16 protein-coding genes are annotated in these 17,484 nt (G+C 48.8%); 4 read left to right on the forward strand and 12 right to left on the reverse strand.

Annotated elements, in window-relative coordinates; all coding sequences use genetic code 11:
* Positions 1–37: 37 nt before the first annotated feature.
* Both B4V02_RS19765 and B4V02_RS19770 read right to left on the reverse strand, forming a co-directional pair.
* Positions 38–265 (reverse strand): aspartyl-phosphate phosphatase Spo0E family protein, encoded by a 228-nt coding sequence (locus tag B4V02_RS19765; RefSeq protein WP_094156074.1) that lies wholly within the window; start codon positions 263–265, stop codon positions 38–40.
* Positions 266–410: 145 nt separating this feature from the next.
* Complete coding sequence (locus B4V02_RS19770; RefSeq protein ID WP_094156075.1) at positions 411–1,640, reverse strand: MFS transporter; 1,230 nt, start codon at positions 1,638–1,640, stop codon at positions 411–413.
* 131 nt (positions 1,641–1,771) lie between these two features.
* Between B4V02_RS19770 and B4V02_RS19775 the strand changes: the two genes are divergently transcribed.
* Together B4V02_RS19775 and B4V02_RS19780 are read left to right on the forward strand one after the other, a co-directional pair.
* A complete protein-coding gene (locus B4V02_RS19775) occupies positions 1,772–2,029 on the forward strand; it encodes a YqkE family protein (RefSeq protein WP_007429100.1) in 258 nt (85 codons plus the stop codon).
* Positions 2,030–2,359: 330 nt separating this feature from the next.
* Positions 2,360–3,037: a peptidylprolyl isomerase gene (locus B4V02_RS19780; protein ID WP_094156076.1), complete on the forward strand. Its 678-nt coding sequence runs from the start codon at positions 2,360–2,362 to the stop codon at positions 3,035–3,037.
* Positions 3,038–3,222: 185 nt separating this feature from the next.
* Here B4V02_RS19780 and B4V02_RS19785 read toward each other — a convergent pair whose 3' ends face one another.
* The gene (locus B4V02_RS19785) at positions 3,223–4,656 is read right to left on the reverse strand and encodes an N-acyl-D-glucosamine 2-epimerase (RefSeq protein WP_094156077.1); all 1,434 of its coding nucleotides are present in this window, start codon (positions 4,654–4,656) and stop codon (positions 3,223–3,225) included.
* A gap of 45 nt (positions 4,657–4,701) precedes the next feature.
* Positions 4,702–5,469, reverse strand: a complete 768-nt coding sequence (locus B4V02_RS19790; protein WP_094156078.1) for a YwaF family protein — start codon at positions 5,467–5,469, stop codon at positions 4,702–4,704.
* 142 nt (positions 5,470–5,611) lie between these two features.
* Here B4V02_RS19790 and B4V02_RS19795 point away from each other — a divergent pair, with 142 nt between their 5' ends.
* A complete protein-coding gene (locus tag B4V02_RS19795; RefSeq protein ID WP_007429094.1) occupies positions 5,612–5,824 on the forward strand; it encodes a hypothetical protein in 213 nt (70 codons plus the stop codon).
* Positions 5,825–5,914: 90 nt separating this feature from the next.
* Here the strand turns inward: B4V02_RS19795 and B4V02_RS19800 are convergent, their stop codons facing one another.
* From B4V02_RS19800 to B4V02_RS19825, 6 genes are all read right to left on the reverse strand, one after another.
* Positions 5,915–7,186 carry a methyl-accepting chemotaxis protein gene (locus B4V02_RS19800; RefSeq protein WP_094156079.1) on the reverse strand — a complete coding sequence of 424 codons (1,272 nt, stop codon included), beginning with the start codon at positions 7,184–7,186 and terminating at the stop codon, positions 5,915–5,917.
* A 432-nt stretch (positions 7,187–7,618) separates the two neighbouring features.
* Positions 7,619–8,278, reverse strand: coding sequence for an SGNH/GDSL hydrolase family protein (locus tag B4V02_RS19805; protein ID WP_167383769.1), 660 nt, complete (start codon positions 8,276–8,278; stop codon positions 7,619–7,621).
* Between the two features lie 246 nt (positions 8,279–8,524).
* Complete coding sequence (locus B4V02_RS19810; protein WP_094156081.1) at positions 8,525–9,442, reverse strand: PD-(D/E)XK nuclease family protein; 918 nt, start codon at positions 9,440–9,442, stop codon at positions 8,525–8,527.
* A 165-nt stretch (positions 9,443–9,607) separates the two neighbouring features.
* On the reverse strand, positions 9,608–10,903 hold the full coding sequence (locus tag B4V02_RS19815; protein WP_094156082.1) for a galactokinase: 1,296 nt from the start codon (positions 10,901–10,903) through the stop codon (positions 9,608–9,610).
* A gap of 279 nt (positions 10,904–11,182) precedes the next feature.
* Positions 11,183–12,706 (reverse strand): copper amine oxidase N-terminal domain-containing protein, encoded by a 1,524-nt coding sequence (locus B4V02_RS19820; RefSeq protein WP_094156083.1) that lies wholly within the window; start codon positions 12,704–12,706, stop codon positions 11,183–11,185.
* Between the two features lie 101 nt (positions 12,707–12,807).
* On the reverse strand, positions 12,808–14,472 hold the full coding sequence (locus B4V02_RS19825; RefSeq protein ID WP_094156084.1) for a PucR family transcriptional regulator: 1,665 nt from the start codon (positions 14,470–14,472) through the stop codon (positions 12,808–12,810).
* 347 nt (positions 14,473–14,819) lie between these two features.
* Between B4V02_RS19825 and ald the strand changes: the two genes are divergently transcribed.
* On the forward strand, positions 14,820–15,950 hold the full coding sequence (ald, locus tag B4V02_RS19830) for an alanine dehydrogenase (RefSeq protein ID WP_007429086.1): 1,131 nt from the start codon (positions 14,820–14,822) through the stop codon (positions 15,948–15,950).
* Between the two features lie 106 nt (positions 15,951–16,056).
* On the opposite strand, the gene B4V02_RS19835 is transcribed toward ald, so the two are convergent.
* Positions 16,057–16,593 (reverse strand): mismatch-specific DNA-glycosylase, encoded by a 537-nt coding sequence (locus tag B4V02_RS19835; protein WP_094156085.1) that lies wholly within the window; start codon positions 16,591–16,593, stop codon positions 16,057–16,059.
* A gap of 14 nt (positions 16,594–16,607) precedes the next feature.
* Positions 16,608–17,483 carry an aldo/keto reductase gene (locus tag B4V02_RS19840; protein WP_094156086.1) on the reverse strand — a complete coding sequence of 292 codons (876 nt, stop codon included), beginning with the start codon at positions 17,481–17,483 and terminating at the stop codon, positions 16,608–16,610.
* Between the last annotated feature and the right edge of the window lies 1 nt (position 17,484).

The raw sequence follows: 17,484 nt of genomic DNA on the forward strand, positions 1-17,484 counted from the left end.
TTTCTGTGATGAATTTGGTCCCTAAAGCTGCCAAATGCTAAGAGCTTAGGACTTCATCAAAGGTTCCTCGCTCAGCTGGTTGCACTTGTGTAGTCGGATTTTTTTCTTTTATATAAAAATGGCGGTTATATTGATTGATGAGGTTATCCAGAATTACAGACTGTCTAAGCACACTGGCGTGGCTGAAGCCATGTTTTGCTTGCAAAACATACAGCTTTTGACGAGCTTTCTCCAGTTTTTGACGTAAAATGTCGTCTCTTATCATAATATATCCCTCCTTGTCATATGATCAGTTTAGAGGGTTATGAATAAGTTTACTAAAAGTAAAAGTTTGGGATTAAATATTTATTAGCACAAAAAAAGACCTGCTTTGAGAGCAGATCTGTAAAATGAATTAGATATTCCAGCACCTATCCAGCAGAATGGACATCCGTGTCCGTTGCCTTATGGGAAGCTGTGAAAACTTCTTTTCCTTTCGCCCATAGCAGCAGCGCCGCAACCAGCAGCATGCCACCGTTCAGCACAAAAATCCAGCGGATCGGCATCCAGCTGCCGAGCAAACCGCCAATCAGCGGAGCTGCCATCATCGCCAATTGTGTAGCCGATTGATTCAAGCTAAAGGCACGTCCGCGGAATTCCGGCTTGGTGACCTCCACGGTCATCGCATTGATCGCCGGGATGACGGACGCATAAAACAAGCCGTACCCAAAGCGAAGCGCACCAAAGCCAAAAAAGTTGGTTACAAAAAATTGCAAAATATTCCCGATTCCAGAACCAATCAGTCCGATCAGCAGCACTTGTGCAAAACCGATCCGTCCGCCGATTCGCCCCCATCGCGGAGCCATGAGCACGGCCGCAATGCCTACGGCTGAGAATACAATTCCCGAGCTTAAAGAAGCCTGGCTGCGAACAACTCCCATCTCAAGCACGTACACCGTAATGAGCGGTTCCAAAATCATGACGGAAAAGGTACTCAGTCCGGCCAGAATGAGCAAAAAGTACAATGGTCGATTAGCCATAGCCTCCTTGATATCATCGCGGACATGCGAGCGGGTGTCTGTTTTCTTAAAGCTGTCCTCTCTGGTGCCAAAGGTCGCGATTAACGCAGACACCAGCACAAGCGCCGCAGAGAACAAAAAGGCATTTCGATTGCCATAATAATGACTTACTACCCCGCCAATCAGCGGACCTATAATACTGCCGGTGGCCCCGGCGGTCGCCATGATGCCAAGTGCATACCCCGTTTTGTCCTCGGGCGACCCTGTACCAACCAGTGCGATGGCTGCAGGAATAAAACCGGAGAGAAGGCCCTGAAACAGACGTACTCCTACGAACACATAGGGGTCTGTCACAAAGGCACATACCAGGTACAATACCGCCAAACTAAAGCCGGAACGAATCAGCATCGGCTTGCGTCCATACTTATCTGCGAGCGAGCCCCAGAACGGAGCAATGAGCGCACTGGCTAAAAAAGTGATTCCAAAGGCAATCCCCGACCACAGCTCCAAATGATCATTGACGCCCATTTCCGTATTCAAAAAAATAGGTAAAAACGGAATGGAGACCGAATAGGCCATGCTGCAAAACAATACCCCTATCCACAAATTAACCAGGTTTCGCTTCCAATATAGATGATACATGCTGCCACACGCCCCTTCTGCTCATACCATTATTACCCTCTCCATTAGAAAAGTCCACTGCAAGCCTCGTTCTCCAAGCGTGGAACAACTACGAAGAAGCTGATATAATCGAATGGAATGGAGATGATGACATGGCTAAAAAGAGAAATTCGTCGATTCCCGCTCCAGCGGCTCAGGACAAACCTGCTACATTAAAGGATCTGCTGAGCCAAGATGTGCTGAATAAGCTTAAGGCTCAGGCCAATGAAGCCCAGGCAGAGCAGGACAAACGCAAGGAAGACGAACGACAGCGTGCCCTCGAAGCAAAAAAGGCAGAACAGAAGAAGCTGGACAACAACTTTGAGCATTTGCTGAATAACAGTGATTTGGACTGGCACAAGTATAAATAAGCCAAAACCATTTCGGTTTTGGCCTATCATTTACGCTTTATATTACAGCCAGTCACGAATATGCTGTACCGAGTACAACACCCCTATCCAAACCGGAAGACTGAACGCCACACCCCAAATGAGACCTTTAGCCAGCTTTTTGTCTACCTCCATCATGATCCTGCCCCTTTCCTAGCGAATAGCAGCAGTATGGGTCAAGAATACGGTTTTCAAACCAGTATTTCCATATCCCAGCAAAAAAGGTATGATAGAAAATGGAAAAGTGCTCTGCGCTGCCCCCAAACCATAATTTAGGATGTCATATCATCCAACCTTTCAGGAGGAATATCAATGAACCGAAAAACGATACGCCCATGGTACATGTTGTGCCTTCTGGCCATCATGCTCGTGCTTGTTGCCGGATGCGGCACAAAAGCGACCGACGTGGAAGCCGCAAGCCGGACAAGCAATACAGCTCCTGCTGCGACTAAAGACAAAAGCAAGGCTGTATCCCACCCCATCGTTACGATTGTCATGAATGATGGTAAAAAGATTAAACTTGAGCTGTACCCTGAAGTAGCACCAAACACCGTCAACAATTTCATCTCTTTAGTGCAAAAGGGCGCTTACAACGGTACCATTTTCCATCGTGTAATTCCGGGCTTCATGATCCAAGGTGGCGATCCGCAAGGTAATGGTACAGGCGGTCCCGGTTACAGTATCAAAGGTGAGTTCAAGAGCAATGGCTTCAACAATACACTCAAACATACACGCGGTGTATTATCTATGGCCCGCTCGGCGGATCTGGATTCAGCCGGATCACAATTTTTCATCATGGTTGCCAATGCAGACTACCTCGACGGTCAATATGCTGCTTTCGGTAAAGTGACGTCCGGGATGGAAGTGGTCGATGCCATCGTCAACTCCAAACGGGATAGCAATGACAAACCGCTCAAACCGGTTACGATGAAAAAAGTAACTGTGGACACGCTGGGTAAAAAATATCCGGCTCCAGTCAAAGTAAAATAAGATAAAGTAAAATAAGATAAAATTACATTCAAACTCGTCTTTCAAAACGAGGGGACAGCAACGACCTTGTGCATTATGCATGAGGTCGTTTTTGCATCTCCCCTGATACTTTCTAAGCTGAAGTCTCTGAGATGTAGTAAGATTATATACACAAAAGGAAGCGTTTTCAATCATTATTTTAAAACTTAAGGAACATCCACCTCATGCTCTGGCAGGTTGCGATGTGCCTTCCTGCCCTTGAGCAGCCATAGCTCCGGTGTATCCTGAACTCCCTCAAGTCTCAGATGAAACGGCCGCTTCGGCAAATGGCGTATGCGCAGCAGTAGACGATTTCCATCTGCCATTGCATCCACAAGCTCCAGCGGTGCATGAGAAGCGCTGCTCACCGTATCAATCAGCTGTCCAGTTGTACCCATTGCGCTCTCCCGGCTCCAGAGGCGCAGCTCATCTACTGACGGTATGGCAATCCGCTTGCTGAAAGAAACCATCAGCTCATCTGCGGCCGTTCGCTTTGCCCTGAGCGGTCTGGGCGGCTCATCATACATATAGCCGCCCAGATGGTATTCATAGGCGGTCCAGGTGTCGTAGTCGCCCTCCAGGGCGACAGCCCCAAACCGCCGTATCCACTCGCGATCTCGAACCATGCTCGCGAGGGAACCGATATCCGCCTGCACCCCGAGGGGCAGGCCCGGATAAGCGGCGCGTATCGACTGCGCCATGCGGGCATAGCCGCGAATATAATGCGGCGGCAGGCGGCGGCGCATCCAGTCCGGCCAATGGGTCTGGAGCACATGCATATCCGGGGCGACGCACCGGATCATCGCTACCGCGTCCAGACCCTGCCATTCCCGCAGCTGACCGGGAACATCGCCGCGCCCATTTACAGCAAGCGACCATGTCGCCACGCAGATATCCGGCCGGACATCACGCACACCGCCTGCGCCGTTCACCAGCTCGCCAATCAGCCCGTTCACGGCGTCCACGCGCAGATCGACCCACTGTGCGTACAGCTCCGGGACCTTCCGGTAATAATTCCGTGCATGCTTGTCGCGGAAATCCGGAATGTCCTCACCGCTGCGCTTGCGGAAGGCGCGCTGTGCATGCGGTCCGATATCCCCGTATACTCCACTGCGCAGCCCGTTCCATTCGGGGAAATAAGGCTCCGCCACCTCGAATCCGTCGAACGGAATGTCGGTGACGAGCCGGGCAGCGGCTTTCTTTTTCCACTCCACATACTCGTGTGCAAAATGCGAAAGCCGCTGAAACCCGTCGTCCGGTTCGCGCAGCAGCTCCATGCGCCACCCTTTCCACTCCGGCGGCAGCTGTGACACGCCAAAAGAGCCGTTGCCCAGCACCATCGCCCACACCGCTATGCCTCTGCGCTGAAAAGCAGCGACAAGCGCTCCATCCACTTCATTTTCACGCACAACAAAATAATGGACGGTCTGGTAGCCCGCAAGGGCGATTTCATCTGCTATACTGTCCCGCGAACGGTTGGCGTAATAGGGAAACAGCGGATCGATTTGGATACTGGGACCACTCAGCGCCCACGGTTTCATTTTTCCGGTCAGTGCTACAGGATCTGTCGATTCAGATCTGCCATTTGCGTGATCGCTCATTCGATCCACCTCCGTTACTCGCGTTTTCTCCGCCACAGATTCTTTTTAATATGTCTTTTTATATGTCCCTGAGCGGGCATACAGCCTGCCCCCCGGCAGCACCTCGAACAACAGCATCATTAAAGAAAAGAACAACAGTGCTATAACCTCTTCCGCCAAAATATACGCAGGATATGCCCCCAAAACATCCAATATCGACGGTGTGGACGGCTTTCCAGCAAGAAACATGTAATTTGCTCCGAGAGCAGTATCTACGATCCATACGATCAGCGCCAAGCCATTCAGAAAAAGCATGGCTCCTCCAACGCTTTTCCACGTCGGTTTAAGTCCTTCTATCCAGGTCATATACAATGCCGCCAAAATAATACCACTATGGGCCACAAAAAAATGGATAAAACGGTAATGAGGAAAAGCATATGCCAAATTAGGCGTAAGTACTGCTTGAAGCGCTCCTCCAATTCCGGCAAAAAGAATAATCGGATATAGCCAGCGGCTTCGGAAAAACAGCATCAGAATAGACAGCAGTAATGTCACACTGCACAGCTCCAACGGCAACGACGTCTGGGCATCCCAAATGCGCTGCGTCACGTACCATATATTTAGAGTCACCTCTGACAGAAAGAGAACAGCCATTAAAAACCAGCGAATCCCCTCGCTTACAGACTTATGCGACCGAATAACCCCTCGAGTCAGCCATAGCAGCAAAGCGCATACAATGAGCCCCAGTACAGCCCACACATGTGACGGCGTAAATGCCTCGAATCTCTCTGGCGCATAAGCATCGAACCAGGACTCTGACCACGGCTTGTTCATAAAAAGCCCCCTTTTATCCCTGTTTCCCTTTCATTGCATTCTATTTTATACCAAAAAACCGAATATGTTCTAGCCACCTTTCTTGCTTGTTCCATACTTCAACCCTTATGATAATAGATATCATATTCAAAGGAGATCTCTCATGCCCATTAATCGCCGATTAATTACAGATCAGGATTTCAGTGAGGCACTGGAACGCCATCTTCGTGTCCGGGTATTTCAGGACGACCAGTTGATTGGCTCGGGCGGAACCATCATCCGTTTTGACGATCAAACCATCGTCGTGCAATCCAGTGTCAGTGATGTGGCCTACCATCCAAGAAAACAATGTGAATTTTTTGAAATTAAAAAATAGCCACCACACACCGGGGAACCATTTTGCTTCGTTTTCCGGTGTACAGCGGCTATATTTGGCTTTAGACATCATATCTCGTGGCTGTTCCTGCTATAGTTGAATTCCATGTGTTTTCATCATAAGTTTATTCGTAAGCACTTTCAAATCCTCGGAAGAAGACGAAATTTCCTGCATGATCGCGGTTTCCTCATGAGCCGCTGTATAAATCTTGTTTGCACCTTCTGAGAAGGCCCCTGACATTTGCTGAATACGACGAATTTGTTCAAAGGTTTGATCTACCCGGTTCGTCTGCTCTGTTACGGCTTCTTCCATTAAGCGGATGCTCTCGACAAATTCGTGTACAATAGCGTTCAAGCGATTCAATGTCTGATCCACAGAGCTTGTCCGTTCCGCCTCAGCGCTGACCAAGGACGTTTGCTGATGCATTAGCTGCACCGTTTCTACGATTTGCGACTGCACACGGCTAACGATGGCATTAATTTGCTGTACAGACTCCGTACTTTGGGCGGCAAGTGCACGAATTTGGTGAGCCACTACGGCAAACCCGTTACCTTCTTCTCCCGCACGGGCAGCTTCGATGGAAGCGTTCAGCGCCAGCAGATGGGTCTGCTCCGCGATATCCTTCACCGTGCTTGTAATCGCTTCAATTTGAGAAGCTTCCTTTTCCAGGCGTGCAATAACCTGCTGCGAACGACCGTGTGAAGCTGTCAGCTCCTCCATTCCATTCATAAGCGATGAAAATACGGTCTGTGTTGAATCCACTGAATTCTCCATGTGGCCTGACAGCTCCAGCATATGTCCCGATTTGCTGCGCATCATTTTAAAATCGCCCAACATTCGATCCGCTGTTTCAATGGACTGGGAGGAAGCTTGCTGCTGCTGCTGCACACCATCCAAAATATCTTCTACCACCGAAGACATGGCCTCAATTTGTGCCGTTGCCTGTACAATAGCCGAACTCAGATTTTCCGCACTTTGCGAAGTTGTTTTGGTACTGTACGATATCTCGTTAAACATGTCCTTAATGTTCAGCATCATATGCCGGAATGCATCATAAAGCACCTTGATTTCATCATCCGAACGACGTTCCGGAATGACAACCGACAGATTTCCCGCTGAAACTTCCTCTGCCGCCTTTGCCAATCTAACAATTGGACCTGTGAGTAATTTTGAGATCAACCAGCCCAAAATGCCACTCCACAGGACACCCAATAACAGAATGATCGAAGTGTACACCCATTCCTGTGCATCATGAGCGAGCCAGTCCTTGAGTACAAAAATAAAAAAAGCGCTTGTTCCATAGGTTATTGCAGAAATCAAGACAAATGCAGCAACCATTTTCGTACCTAGTGACATCTTCATCTACCGTAGCCCACCCCAAAAAACTCAAATTTGATTCCATTTTACCATAAAATTGCTACAATTCTAGCAGTATTTTTCACAGACAATTTTAATTATGAGCATAAAGATAGAGAGACTTAAGGCCCTCGACCTAACTGTAAAAACAGCAGATTAACAGGCCGCAATCTGCAACAAAAAACGGACGAACCGCGCTGCTACTTGCTTTACAGACATTCGTCCCATTTTAAATCAACGATTCATCAGCAAATCTCACATTCCATCATTCGGAAGTACTGTCATTTTCCTGACCAATGACTTCTTTCTTGACCGCTTCAATTATGGCTATTTGGTGACTGTTTTTTTCCAGCACGGTATACTCCCATTATCTAAGTAAGTATGTCCATAGTCGTGTATCACCCAAAAATAACAAGGAGTAGACTATACTTAATCACGCTAGCGGATCGCCAGCCGGCTCTTCTGCACGACATCTATCCATTGATCGGCTATCAACTGGTTCCCAACCGCTGTCGGATGAACCCCGTCATGCAGCCAGTAGGAGGCGTCTGCCTTGGTAGCGGCTTCGTTCAGCATGCCTTGCAGCGGCACAAATACGGTCCCAAACTCGTCTGCAAGCTGACGTACAAGCCGCTGATAGCCCGTTATTTTTTCCTGCCAAATGTCCCACCGTGCCTCGGTAGCTCCTGTTTTCAAAATAAACGGCTCACATAGCACCAGCCCGGTATCAGGCAACACTTCACGCGTTTCCTCCAAAATGTGGCGATAGGCTCGTTCAAACCGGTCCGTCACCCCGGACGGCTCCTGCTCCACGATTCGCCAGGCATCGTTCACTCCGATCATAATACTGAGCAGGTCCGGCTTCAGGCTAAACGTGTCCTCATTCCAGCGTGCATACAAATCCGAAGCCCGATCCCCCGAAATTCCCCGGTTCACAAATTCCGGCTGCGTTGCAGCCAAACGACTCCCCAGTGCACCCGCGATCATATACACATAGCTATGACCCAGCCAATGGTTCGCGTCCTCATTCCGTCCTCTTCCCCCATCTGTGATGGAATCCCCCTGAAAAAGAATACGTATATGTCCTGTACTCGTCATCTCCTTGATTCCCCCTTCACCTTTTCCCAATAATACCCTTATCATACCTCGTATCCTCTAAATTAGAAAGCGATTTCAAAACATGGGAGAATTATAGATTTGCCATATGAATTTTAATATATAAGCCGAACTGGAAATGTAAATGATGCGCCACTACGCAGACGGATGATGCTTCGCTTGTACAGCACCATTCCGCCTGCTCCGTTTTCCATGTACTTTTTTTGGTTCGACACATTAAAACCATGTTCACACCGCGCGGTACTTACATACCTCCCGGAAATTACAGCCCCCGCACGCTCTGCGTGAAGGCATCGGGGTGAAAAAGGACTCCGCTTTGGGTCGATTGTAATAATCGTCATCAAGACAAGACTTCATTTCCTCGATGTATCGTCCGACATTACGAACCACCTTGTCGATATCCTCCTGCACAGGCCGGTACACTTCATGCTCTCCGGTCATCAAATATTCCACACGCACCTCGATCTTCTCCAAGGGGAGCTGGTAATGCTCCTGCACATAGGACGCATACAAAAATAGCTGGTCGGAGAAGTCGCCTTCCTTACCTGTCTTCCAATCTACGATAACCATGTCTCCATTGGCTCTGCGGTAGAGCAAATCCATTTTGACATATACCTTCGTCTCGTAAAGCAGCATTGTATCCCACTTTTCCACCTCGACGATTCTAGCCTCGCCCTGCTGTAATTCGCGCCAAACCGCAGTACGGTACAGATTGTGTACTACCGCATGCTGTCGCTCCTTAATCCGGGCAATCCGTTCCGTCAGCACCTCGTCATCATAATAAATTTCAGCGAGCATAATGCGATTTTTGGGATCTTGCTGCCATAGCTCACGGTGCAGCGATTCCTTGTAACTATCGTTCAGCATATTCTTCATCGCTGTCTCCAGGTACGCCGGACGTGGAATCGCACCTTTTTCCATCCACCCTCGTATGACCGATTCACACATTTGGTGCGTAATATTCCCGAATAAAATATATAAGTTGCTCAGCTGCTTGAGCCGATACAACACAACCTGCTCTTCACTGCCCTGTGCGGGGTTCCAGCCGTTATGCGAGCCGTAATAATGGTAGTAGTATTTGCGTAAGCATTCATCGAACGTTTGGGCCCTCGATTGCGAATAGGACCAGGACGGGTACATAGCCATGAATAGGCCCTCCTTCATTAGAACTTCCATGCTCTATTATAACGCAAGCCTGGACTGCATCGTCCAAAAAGAACAAAGACTCTAACCCATGGGTTAAAGTCTTCAACTGTCCAGTATGTTCAATTCACAATGACTCCCGAGGTCCATCCAACCATGGTCTCATTGTCAATACTTCTTCTCCGCATGAATCAGATCACTGACATTAACGGCACCATGCTCACGGACGTTGACAACGAGTACGGGAGTTCCCAGCATTCCGCTGATCCACGTCTTATAATCTTCAACATAATCATTCGGAAGAATCGTCAAGATGACTCCAGCAAAGCCACCACCATGTACCCTGCATGCGCTGTCATCTATTGATTTCAAATATATTTCTGTTAAAGCAAGTGCAACGGATACGTCCTGTTCCCGGGGAACCTCACTTCTATATACGTTTTGAAGCCATTTCCATGAAGAATTACCGGATTCGGTGACGAGCCTCAAAAAATCAGAAAAGCGTCTCTCCTGCAGCGCCTTCACCTGTTCATCCACACGCTTGTTTTCTTCAAAAAAATGCAACGCACGCAGCACTGCACGATCTCCTGCTGTTTCCCTGACCAATTTGAGATTGGCATACAGATCTTCCGGCGATAAGTCACGGCAAACCGAAGCCCCCAAGGACTGAGCCACTGCATACATTTCGTTTGGCACCGCAGCGTAATCATCTGTCAAATCAGCATGATTTCCTCCTGTATTTACGATCACCAGGGAATATCCGTTTTGCCCGAAATTCCAATGAACCGGGTTGATGATCGGTTCCTTGGGGTTTACAAAGTCAATCGCAACCAATCCCCCATATGCGCAAGCCATTTGGTCGAGCAGGCCCGACGGCTTGTTCCAGTAGCGATTTTCTGCATACTGGCCGATTTTGGATTTGGCGACAGCATCCAATGCTCCCTCATTATAAAAATGACTTATGATCGTGCATATCAACATTTCAAACGAAGCGGAAGAGCTTAAGCCTGAAGCAGAGAACACATTGCTGGATATATAAGCCTGGAATCCTCCGATACGATAGCCGAATTCGAGCAGACCAGCGACCATACCGCGAACCAGCAGCGTCGTACCGTCGTCTTTCGGTTGTGGCGACAAGTCATTTAAATGAATGACGTATTTCGTTTGGTAGCCTTCGGAAAAGAACGTAATTACAGGCTCCTCTACTTTAGCAGCTACAGCGATGGTATCAAGTGTAATACTGCCTGCCAGCACCTTCCCGTGATTGTGGTCTGTATGATTTCCTCCAATTTCGCATCGCCCCGGAGCACTAAACAATTCAATATTCCCGACACCGAAGTGCTCCCGATACGCTTGTATAAGTGATTGATATCGCGTCGTTTGCTCTGAAACCTGCTGTTGACCATACATCCGGGCGAGTACAATTTGTCCCTCGCTAGAATTCAACAGTTCCGTATCTGTCATCGTATATCCCCCTATTGTAGGTGATTTCTACTGTGGCGCCTGGCCGCGAATATATATGGCGCAACAACACTATAATTATCTCAATTTTCTCTGTACAAAAACAGGGTACTTTTTTAATCTGTAAGCGCTTATTTTAATCATTTTCCGAGAATATTTCCGCAAAAAATCAACAGACGAAAAAAAGGAACCGCCCCTTGAACGGGCCGGTTCCTGTGTCCATACTGGCATATTTCTCTATGCACCAGCAGTTCTGCTGGAGACCAATATGTGGCATTCTTTTTAATCGCGTTTCAGTACATATTCCCCATTACTGCTGCGAGTTACAGTAGCACCAAGCGCCTCGGCAACTGTTTTGAAAGGAACATACAGCGTTCCATATTGATCCGTATATGGAGCTTGTGGAAGCTTCAACGTGCTTCCTTCCAGTGTAGCTTGTTTGGAGCCGCTTTTCAGTTTGAGTGTCTTGCCTGTCATATCATCCACTACTGTAATTTGCTTGGCAGCTGCATCCCATTTTAATTCGGAGTTCAGTTCATATGCCAATTCACGCAGCGGAATGAAGGCTGTACCTCCACGATTCTCCAAAACGTAGTAATCGTCTTTCGGATCGAAGGTGGTTTCTACCTTTGTAATTTTCAGATCATTTTTTAAAATATTGTAGATCGGAGAATTCTCATCAAAATTGCGGAGTGTCGCTCCCGGCGTTAATTCAGCTTGTTTATTCAAGTCAATAACGCCTTTCGAAATATCTACTTTGTCAGCCGTTACACTGCCATTGATATTCCAAGCTTGAGTTTCAGTCAGAATCGAGAAGGACTTCACTGGAAGACCTTCCACATCTGGCAAAGCAACTGTCAGGTCTGCCGATGATTTGCGGGCATTTCCTTTTTCATCAAAATACAGGTCGGTTTTCAGCACCGTATTCGCACTCAGTACTGTTTTAATTTCAGGGGACTGTGCGTACAAAGTACTAACTCCTGTATCATACTGCGCAACAGCCAGATCCAGATACTTTTTAACCTCGGTATAAGCCTCATTAACCAGCTTTTCCTTGTTGGCATTCAGTTCAGTTGTTACTTTATCACTACCTTCAATAGCCATGCCGGAAGCGATATTTTTGGTCACATCAATGGCTTGCCCGATCAGTTCTTTCAAACCTGCCTCGTCCTTGGCCAGATTAGTCAGGAACGGTTTCACAAGCGCTACCAGCTCATCGCCACGAAGTTCAGCATGCAGATGGGTCAGTTTCACTTTGTCCTTTTCACCATATACTTCCTCGGTTACAGACGTTGCAGAAATGGTTGAAGGGTTAGGAGCATGCTTGAGCACAAGTGCCATAGCTGTTTTGGTCAGGTCTTTTACATCCTTGGAGTATACGTATGGATCAAATCCGGCAGGCAGGCCGCCTAAACTCTCATACGAGTTCAAAGATATGTAATAAGGTTTTTTGGCGCCTTCCAGTTGAATAGCCATACCTTGGCGATCCAAAGCAAGCTCAAACGGCAAATTATACTTATCGATGTGCAATGTACCCTTGGCGGAAGCGATCTCCTCCGATTGCACCTTGGCTTCATCCACCGTTACCGAAATGGAATTAAGAAGATCTATGATTTCCTGATCACCTTGCGAGATTCCTTCTCTTGGAGTCAATTTAAGAGATATCTTCTCCGTTGACTGCTGGGATTTCACATCAAGTGTTCCCAAAAGATTTTTACTTACATCAAATCCTCCTACTGCCTGACACCCTGTCAAAGCTACCATTAACAGAATAAGAGGGACAGCAATCCATTTTTTTATATTCATATTAATCCCCTTTCAAGATATTACCTTACTTTCTTCTATTATCTCAGTGTTAACACGCATTGTAAACAATCAGATTGGAAAATAGAACTAGTCATTTAGAATCAATTTTCAGCCTGCAGCATCCGGTGAGCCAGTAGTGCCATCTCCAAACAACGACGTTTGTCTGGGTCTGCAAGACTTCCCTCGACGATTTCATTAATTTTGTCCAGCCGATTATAAAGAGTTTGCCTGTGAATGTATAGCATCCCGGCAGTATCGCGCTTGGAGCCATGACATTGAAAGTAGGCATCCAGCGTGTCCAGCAGCTGCATATGATGCTCACGATCATGAGCAATCAGTCCGCCCAAATGGTCCTGTACAAACTCTTGTAAAAAAGGAATGCTGGGTGCCGCCTTCAATAGCTGATAGATTCCGATGCTGTCGTAAAACAGCCGATCCTGCATGGCCGGGACGCTTCGCGCTACTTCAATGACCTGATAAGCCTCTTCAAAACTGCGATCCGTCTCTGTCATACGGTGCCTAACTTTACCAAAGCCTGCATGAATGCGCACCTTGTCAAGCTGTCCTGCGGCATAATTTTGAATATATTGTACGGTATGGGCAAGCACTTTTCTCATTTGCGCTGCAGAACGCAGCGTTAATTCCTCCTTGGCACAAAGGATGTAGCATTGGCTGCCCTTCATCATCAACAGATTGTGCAATGTCTCTTTTTTCAACAAAGAACGAAGCAGCACCAGCACATCCTGATTGATGGATTCCTTGCGCACCTGACTGGCGTCCTTATCCTCATGCTCCACCTCGATAACCCCTGCCCAAAATAAATACTGTCCCTTTGACAACAATCGCAGCCCCATCCGGGTCTGGGCCTGTTCTTCGCTGGGAAGCTGTCTGTTCAATACATCCTGAATCAGTTCATTCTGGTTGCGTAATAAACGGTCTTCAAGAAACTGTGTCCTCAGCACCAGTGTAGCGGCTGCCTTGGCTGTGTAATCGAGCAGCAGCGACATTTCTTCCGTCGGGGTTTCACCGTGCAGCACCAAACCTACAGCGGAAAACACCTGACCAAAGCATACAACGGGCTGAAACAAGACGGCAGTGGAGTCATTCAGCTGAAACAGCAGGTGCCCCTCGCGATCAGCAGTCATGCTGGATGCCACTTCATTGGCGTAAAAATCTGCAATATGGTCCGCCGATTCCGGCTGGACGGAAGGTACGAACCGATTGGTGTCTATGGAGGACATGTAGATGATCTGCCGGGCGGTATAATCATGGAGCACTCGCAAGAGAGCGTTCATATCAGTGCTGCGCAGCGTTTCCTGCTGAAGCTGACGTGAAAAGCGCTCCAGATCTTTTAGCAGTTCATGATGGCGGTTAATAAGAAGGGAATGAATATCTTGCGTAATTTCCACAAAACGCACGGGCTGCTCAAATACGATGACCGGAAAATGATGTTGTTCCGCCAGCTCCAGAATTTCCAGCGGGATTTCATGAATGCTTGTGCCCAGCTCCACACACAATCCCGCCGCTTCCGAGCGGATCAGCTGCTCCATATACTCGGCGCGCTCCTCCCCTTTCCGGGTCAGCCACAGGCCAGTCGTCAAAATCAGGTCATGGCGACTCACAAACGGAGAAACATTTGTAATTTCCAACACATGTACCCAACCAACCCGGCGGTTCGTGCCCTGCTCCCCCGCCGCCAACTTGGCCCGCCGGAAAACAGGACGTTCCAGCACATCCGCAATGGTAAATGTTTTTTTACCGTTCATCGGCATTCTCCTTATATATATGTCTTTATGTCATATTATATGACACATATTCATCAAAAAGTCGAGCCCCCAAGTCAGATAATCCGACAAAATGTATGATGTCAAGGAGTTCCCTCCCCTGTAAACTGTACCTAATCTAACATGAATTGCATTTATCGGCTTGAGTCCAACTAACTAATTGGCAGCCTGCACAAAAATGATAATGCAATTTGGGCAATAATAAATACCAGCAAGAATAGGAAGCATAAGCCCACCAGCAACAGTAACACAGTAGCGCAGCAGCACAACTGCCCTAACAAGCAATGATTGCCGTTGGGTAAACATTATTTTAAGGAGAGGTGAATGAAATGAAAATCGGGGTTCCGAAAGAGATTAAAAACAATGAAAACCGTGTCGCGTTGACACCTGCAGGTGCAGCTCAAATGATTCGACACGGACATCACGTGTTTGTGGAAAGCCATGCAGGGGCTGAAAGTGGCTTTAGCGATGGGGATTATGCCACTGCGGGTGCAACCATTGTACAGAAGGCTGCCGATGTGTGGTCCCAGGCCGATCTGATTATAAAGGTGAAGGAGCCCTTAGCCTCGGAATACGGATATTTTCGACAAGGATTGATTTTGTTCACCTATCTGCATCTAGCCGCTGAGCCAGCACTGGCCAAGGCTTTAACGGACAACGGTGTAGCTGCCATCTCCTATGAAACGCTAGACGTCGAAGGAAGCCTTCCGCTGCTCACTCCGATGAGCGAGGTTGCAGGTCGAATGGCTGTACAAATCGGAGCACAGCTGCTGGAAAAGCCAAAGGGCGGCAAAGGCATCCTGCTGGCAGGCGTACCGGGGGTCAAGCGTGGCAAAGTAACCATTATTGGTGGAGGGATCGTCGGCACGAACGCCGCCAAGGTCGCCATCGGTCTCGGCGCAGATGTGACCCTGATCGATCTGAGTCTGCAAAGGCTGCGCCAGCTGGATGATATTTTTGGCAACCAGCTCCATACGCTGGTGTCCACCCCCTCCAACATTGCTGAGGCCGTGGCGCAAAGCGATTTGCTGATCGGGGCTGTTCTGATCACCGGTGCCAAGGCCCCGCGGCTTGTAACGGAGGCCATGGTGCAGACCATGCAGCCCGGCTCTGTGATCGTGGATGTTGCTATCGACCAAGGTGGTATTGTCGAGACGATTGACCACATCACGACACACGATCAGCCAACCTATGTGAAGCATGGCGTCATTCACTATGCGGTAGCAAACATGCCGGGCGCAGTACCGCAAACCTCGACGCTTGCTCTGACGAACGCCACCCTCCCCTATGCTCTCCAGCTCGCGGATCTGGGTGTGCAGGAGGCGCTTCGCAAAAGCAAGCCGCTGCTTAGCGGCACAAATGTCCTGAACGGACATATCACCTACGAAGCAGTCGCCCGCGACCTGGGTTACCCTTACGTTCCGGTGGAACAGGCATGGCAGGCGAAGGCTTTGCAATAAAATAGCTGCAACTCAAAGAACCACACATTCTCTCCTCTAAGGGTTGAAGACGTGTGGTTCTTTTTCCGTTCACAGTATCCAATGCATTCGCTGTGTTTTGCTGCTTTCAGACGATTTCCGACGAAAGGAACGTCTGCAGCTGGCGGTAAATATCCGTGATCTCGTCCAGCGACATGCGCACCAATCCGCTGGACGAGGGTGCCACAAATTCATGCATCTCGGGGATGAGCGGTTCAGGCTGAAATCCCCAATTCACTTTAGATTTTTTACTGTATTCGGTGTATACGCCTTTGCCGACAAAGCAAGCGACCTTCGGGCGATATTCTTTTAGCTTTGCATGCAGTTCCAGACGTCCTTTGGCGTATTCCTCGCGCGTAATGTCCTCCACGCCCCTGGTAGGGCGGGAAACAATGTTCGTAAAACCGTAGCCAAGCTTCAGCAGCTCCCGATCTTCCGATGGATCGTACAAGCGGGGCGTCAAGCCTGCTCCCTCCAGGATGCGCCAGAAACGGTTGCGGGGATTCGCATAATGATGCCCTACCTCGCCTGATTTCAAGCTGGGATTAAAACCAATGAATACGACGGATAATCCATAATCCAAATGATCATCTACTTCATGCAACTCTGTCTCCTGCTCTGCCATGGGCCTCCCCTTCCTCAAACGATATCCAGTGGCTGCTTCCGCGTGGGTGGAGGAAAAGCTTCGTCTATTCGTTGAAGCTGCTCAGGGGTAAGCCGGATATGGGCTGCCGCTGCATTTTCCCGTACGTGCGATTCTTGTACCGCCTTCGGGATTGCCCAGACATCGCCATCCCGTATAACCCACGCGAGCGCAATTTGGGTTGGAGTTACCCCGTGGCTGGCTGCGATATCCACCATAACGGGATGCTCCAGCAGCCCCCGTCGCAGGCGTCCACCCTGTGCAATCGGGCAATAGGCCATCACAGGCACCCCGTGCGTGCGGCTCCAAGGGAGCAGGTCGTATTCGATGCCTCGCGAAGCTGCATGATACAGTACCTGGTTTACTGCGCAGGCATCGCCTCCGCTCAGGCTCCACAGCTCCTCCATGTCGGACTTGTCCAGATTGGACACTCCCCAGTTACGGATTTTACCCTGCTCACGCAGCTTTTCCATGCCTTGAATCGTCTCTTCCAACGGGATATTCCCACGCCAATGCAGCAGATACATATCCATGTACTCCGTTCCCACTCGGGTTAGGCTCGCTTCACAGGCATCAGCCAGCCCTTGACGGTCTGCATGATGCGGATAAGCCTTGCTAACGAGATATACATCATCCCGACGGCCGCGAATGGCCTCCCCGACGATCTCTTCCGCTCCCCCCTCCGCGTACATTTCAGCCGTGTCAATCAGCGTCATGCCCAGCTCCAAACCAAGTTGAAGCGCACGCACCTCCTCCTGCCGGAGCGAAGCTTTTTCGCCCATATGCCATGTACCTTGCCCAATGAGCGGCACTTTACGCCCGCCAGTCCATGTGATCGTATTTATCTTTTGCTGGCTCTTTTGTTGGCTCATG

Source organism: Paenibacillus kribbensis (genome assembly GCF_002240415.1).
Taxonomy (GTDB): Bacteria; Bacillota; Bacilli; order Paenibacillales; family Paenibacillaceae; genus Paenibacillus; species Paenibacillus kribbensis.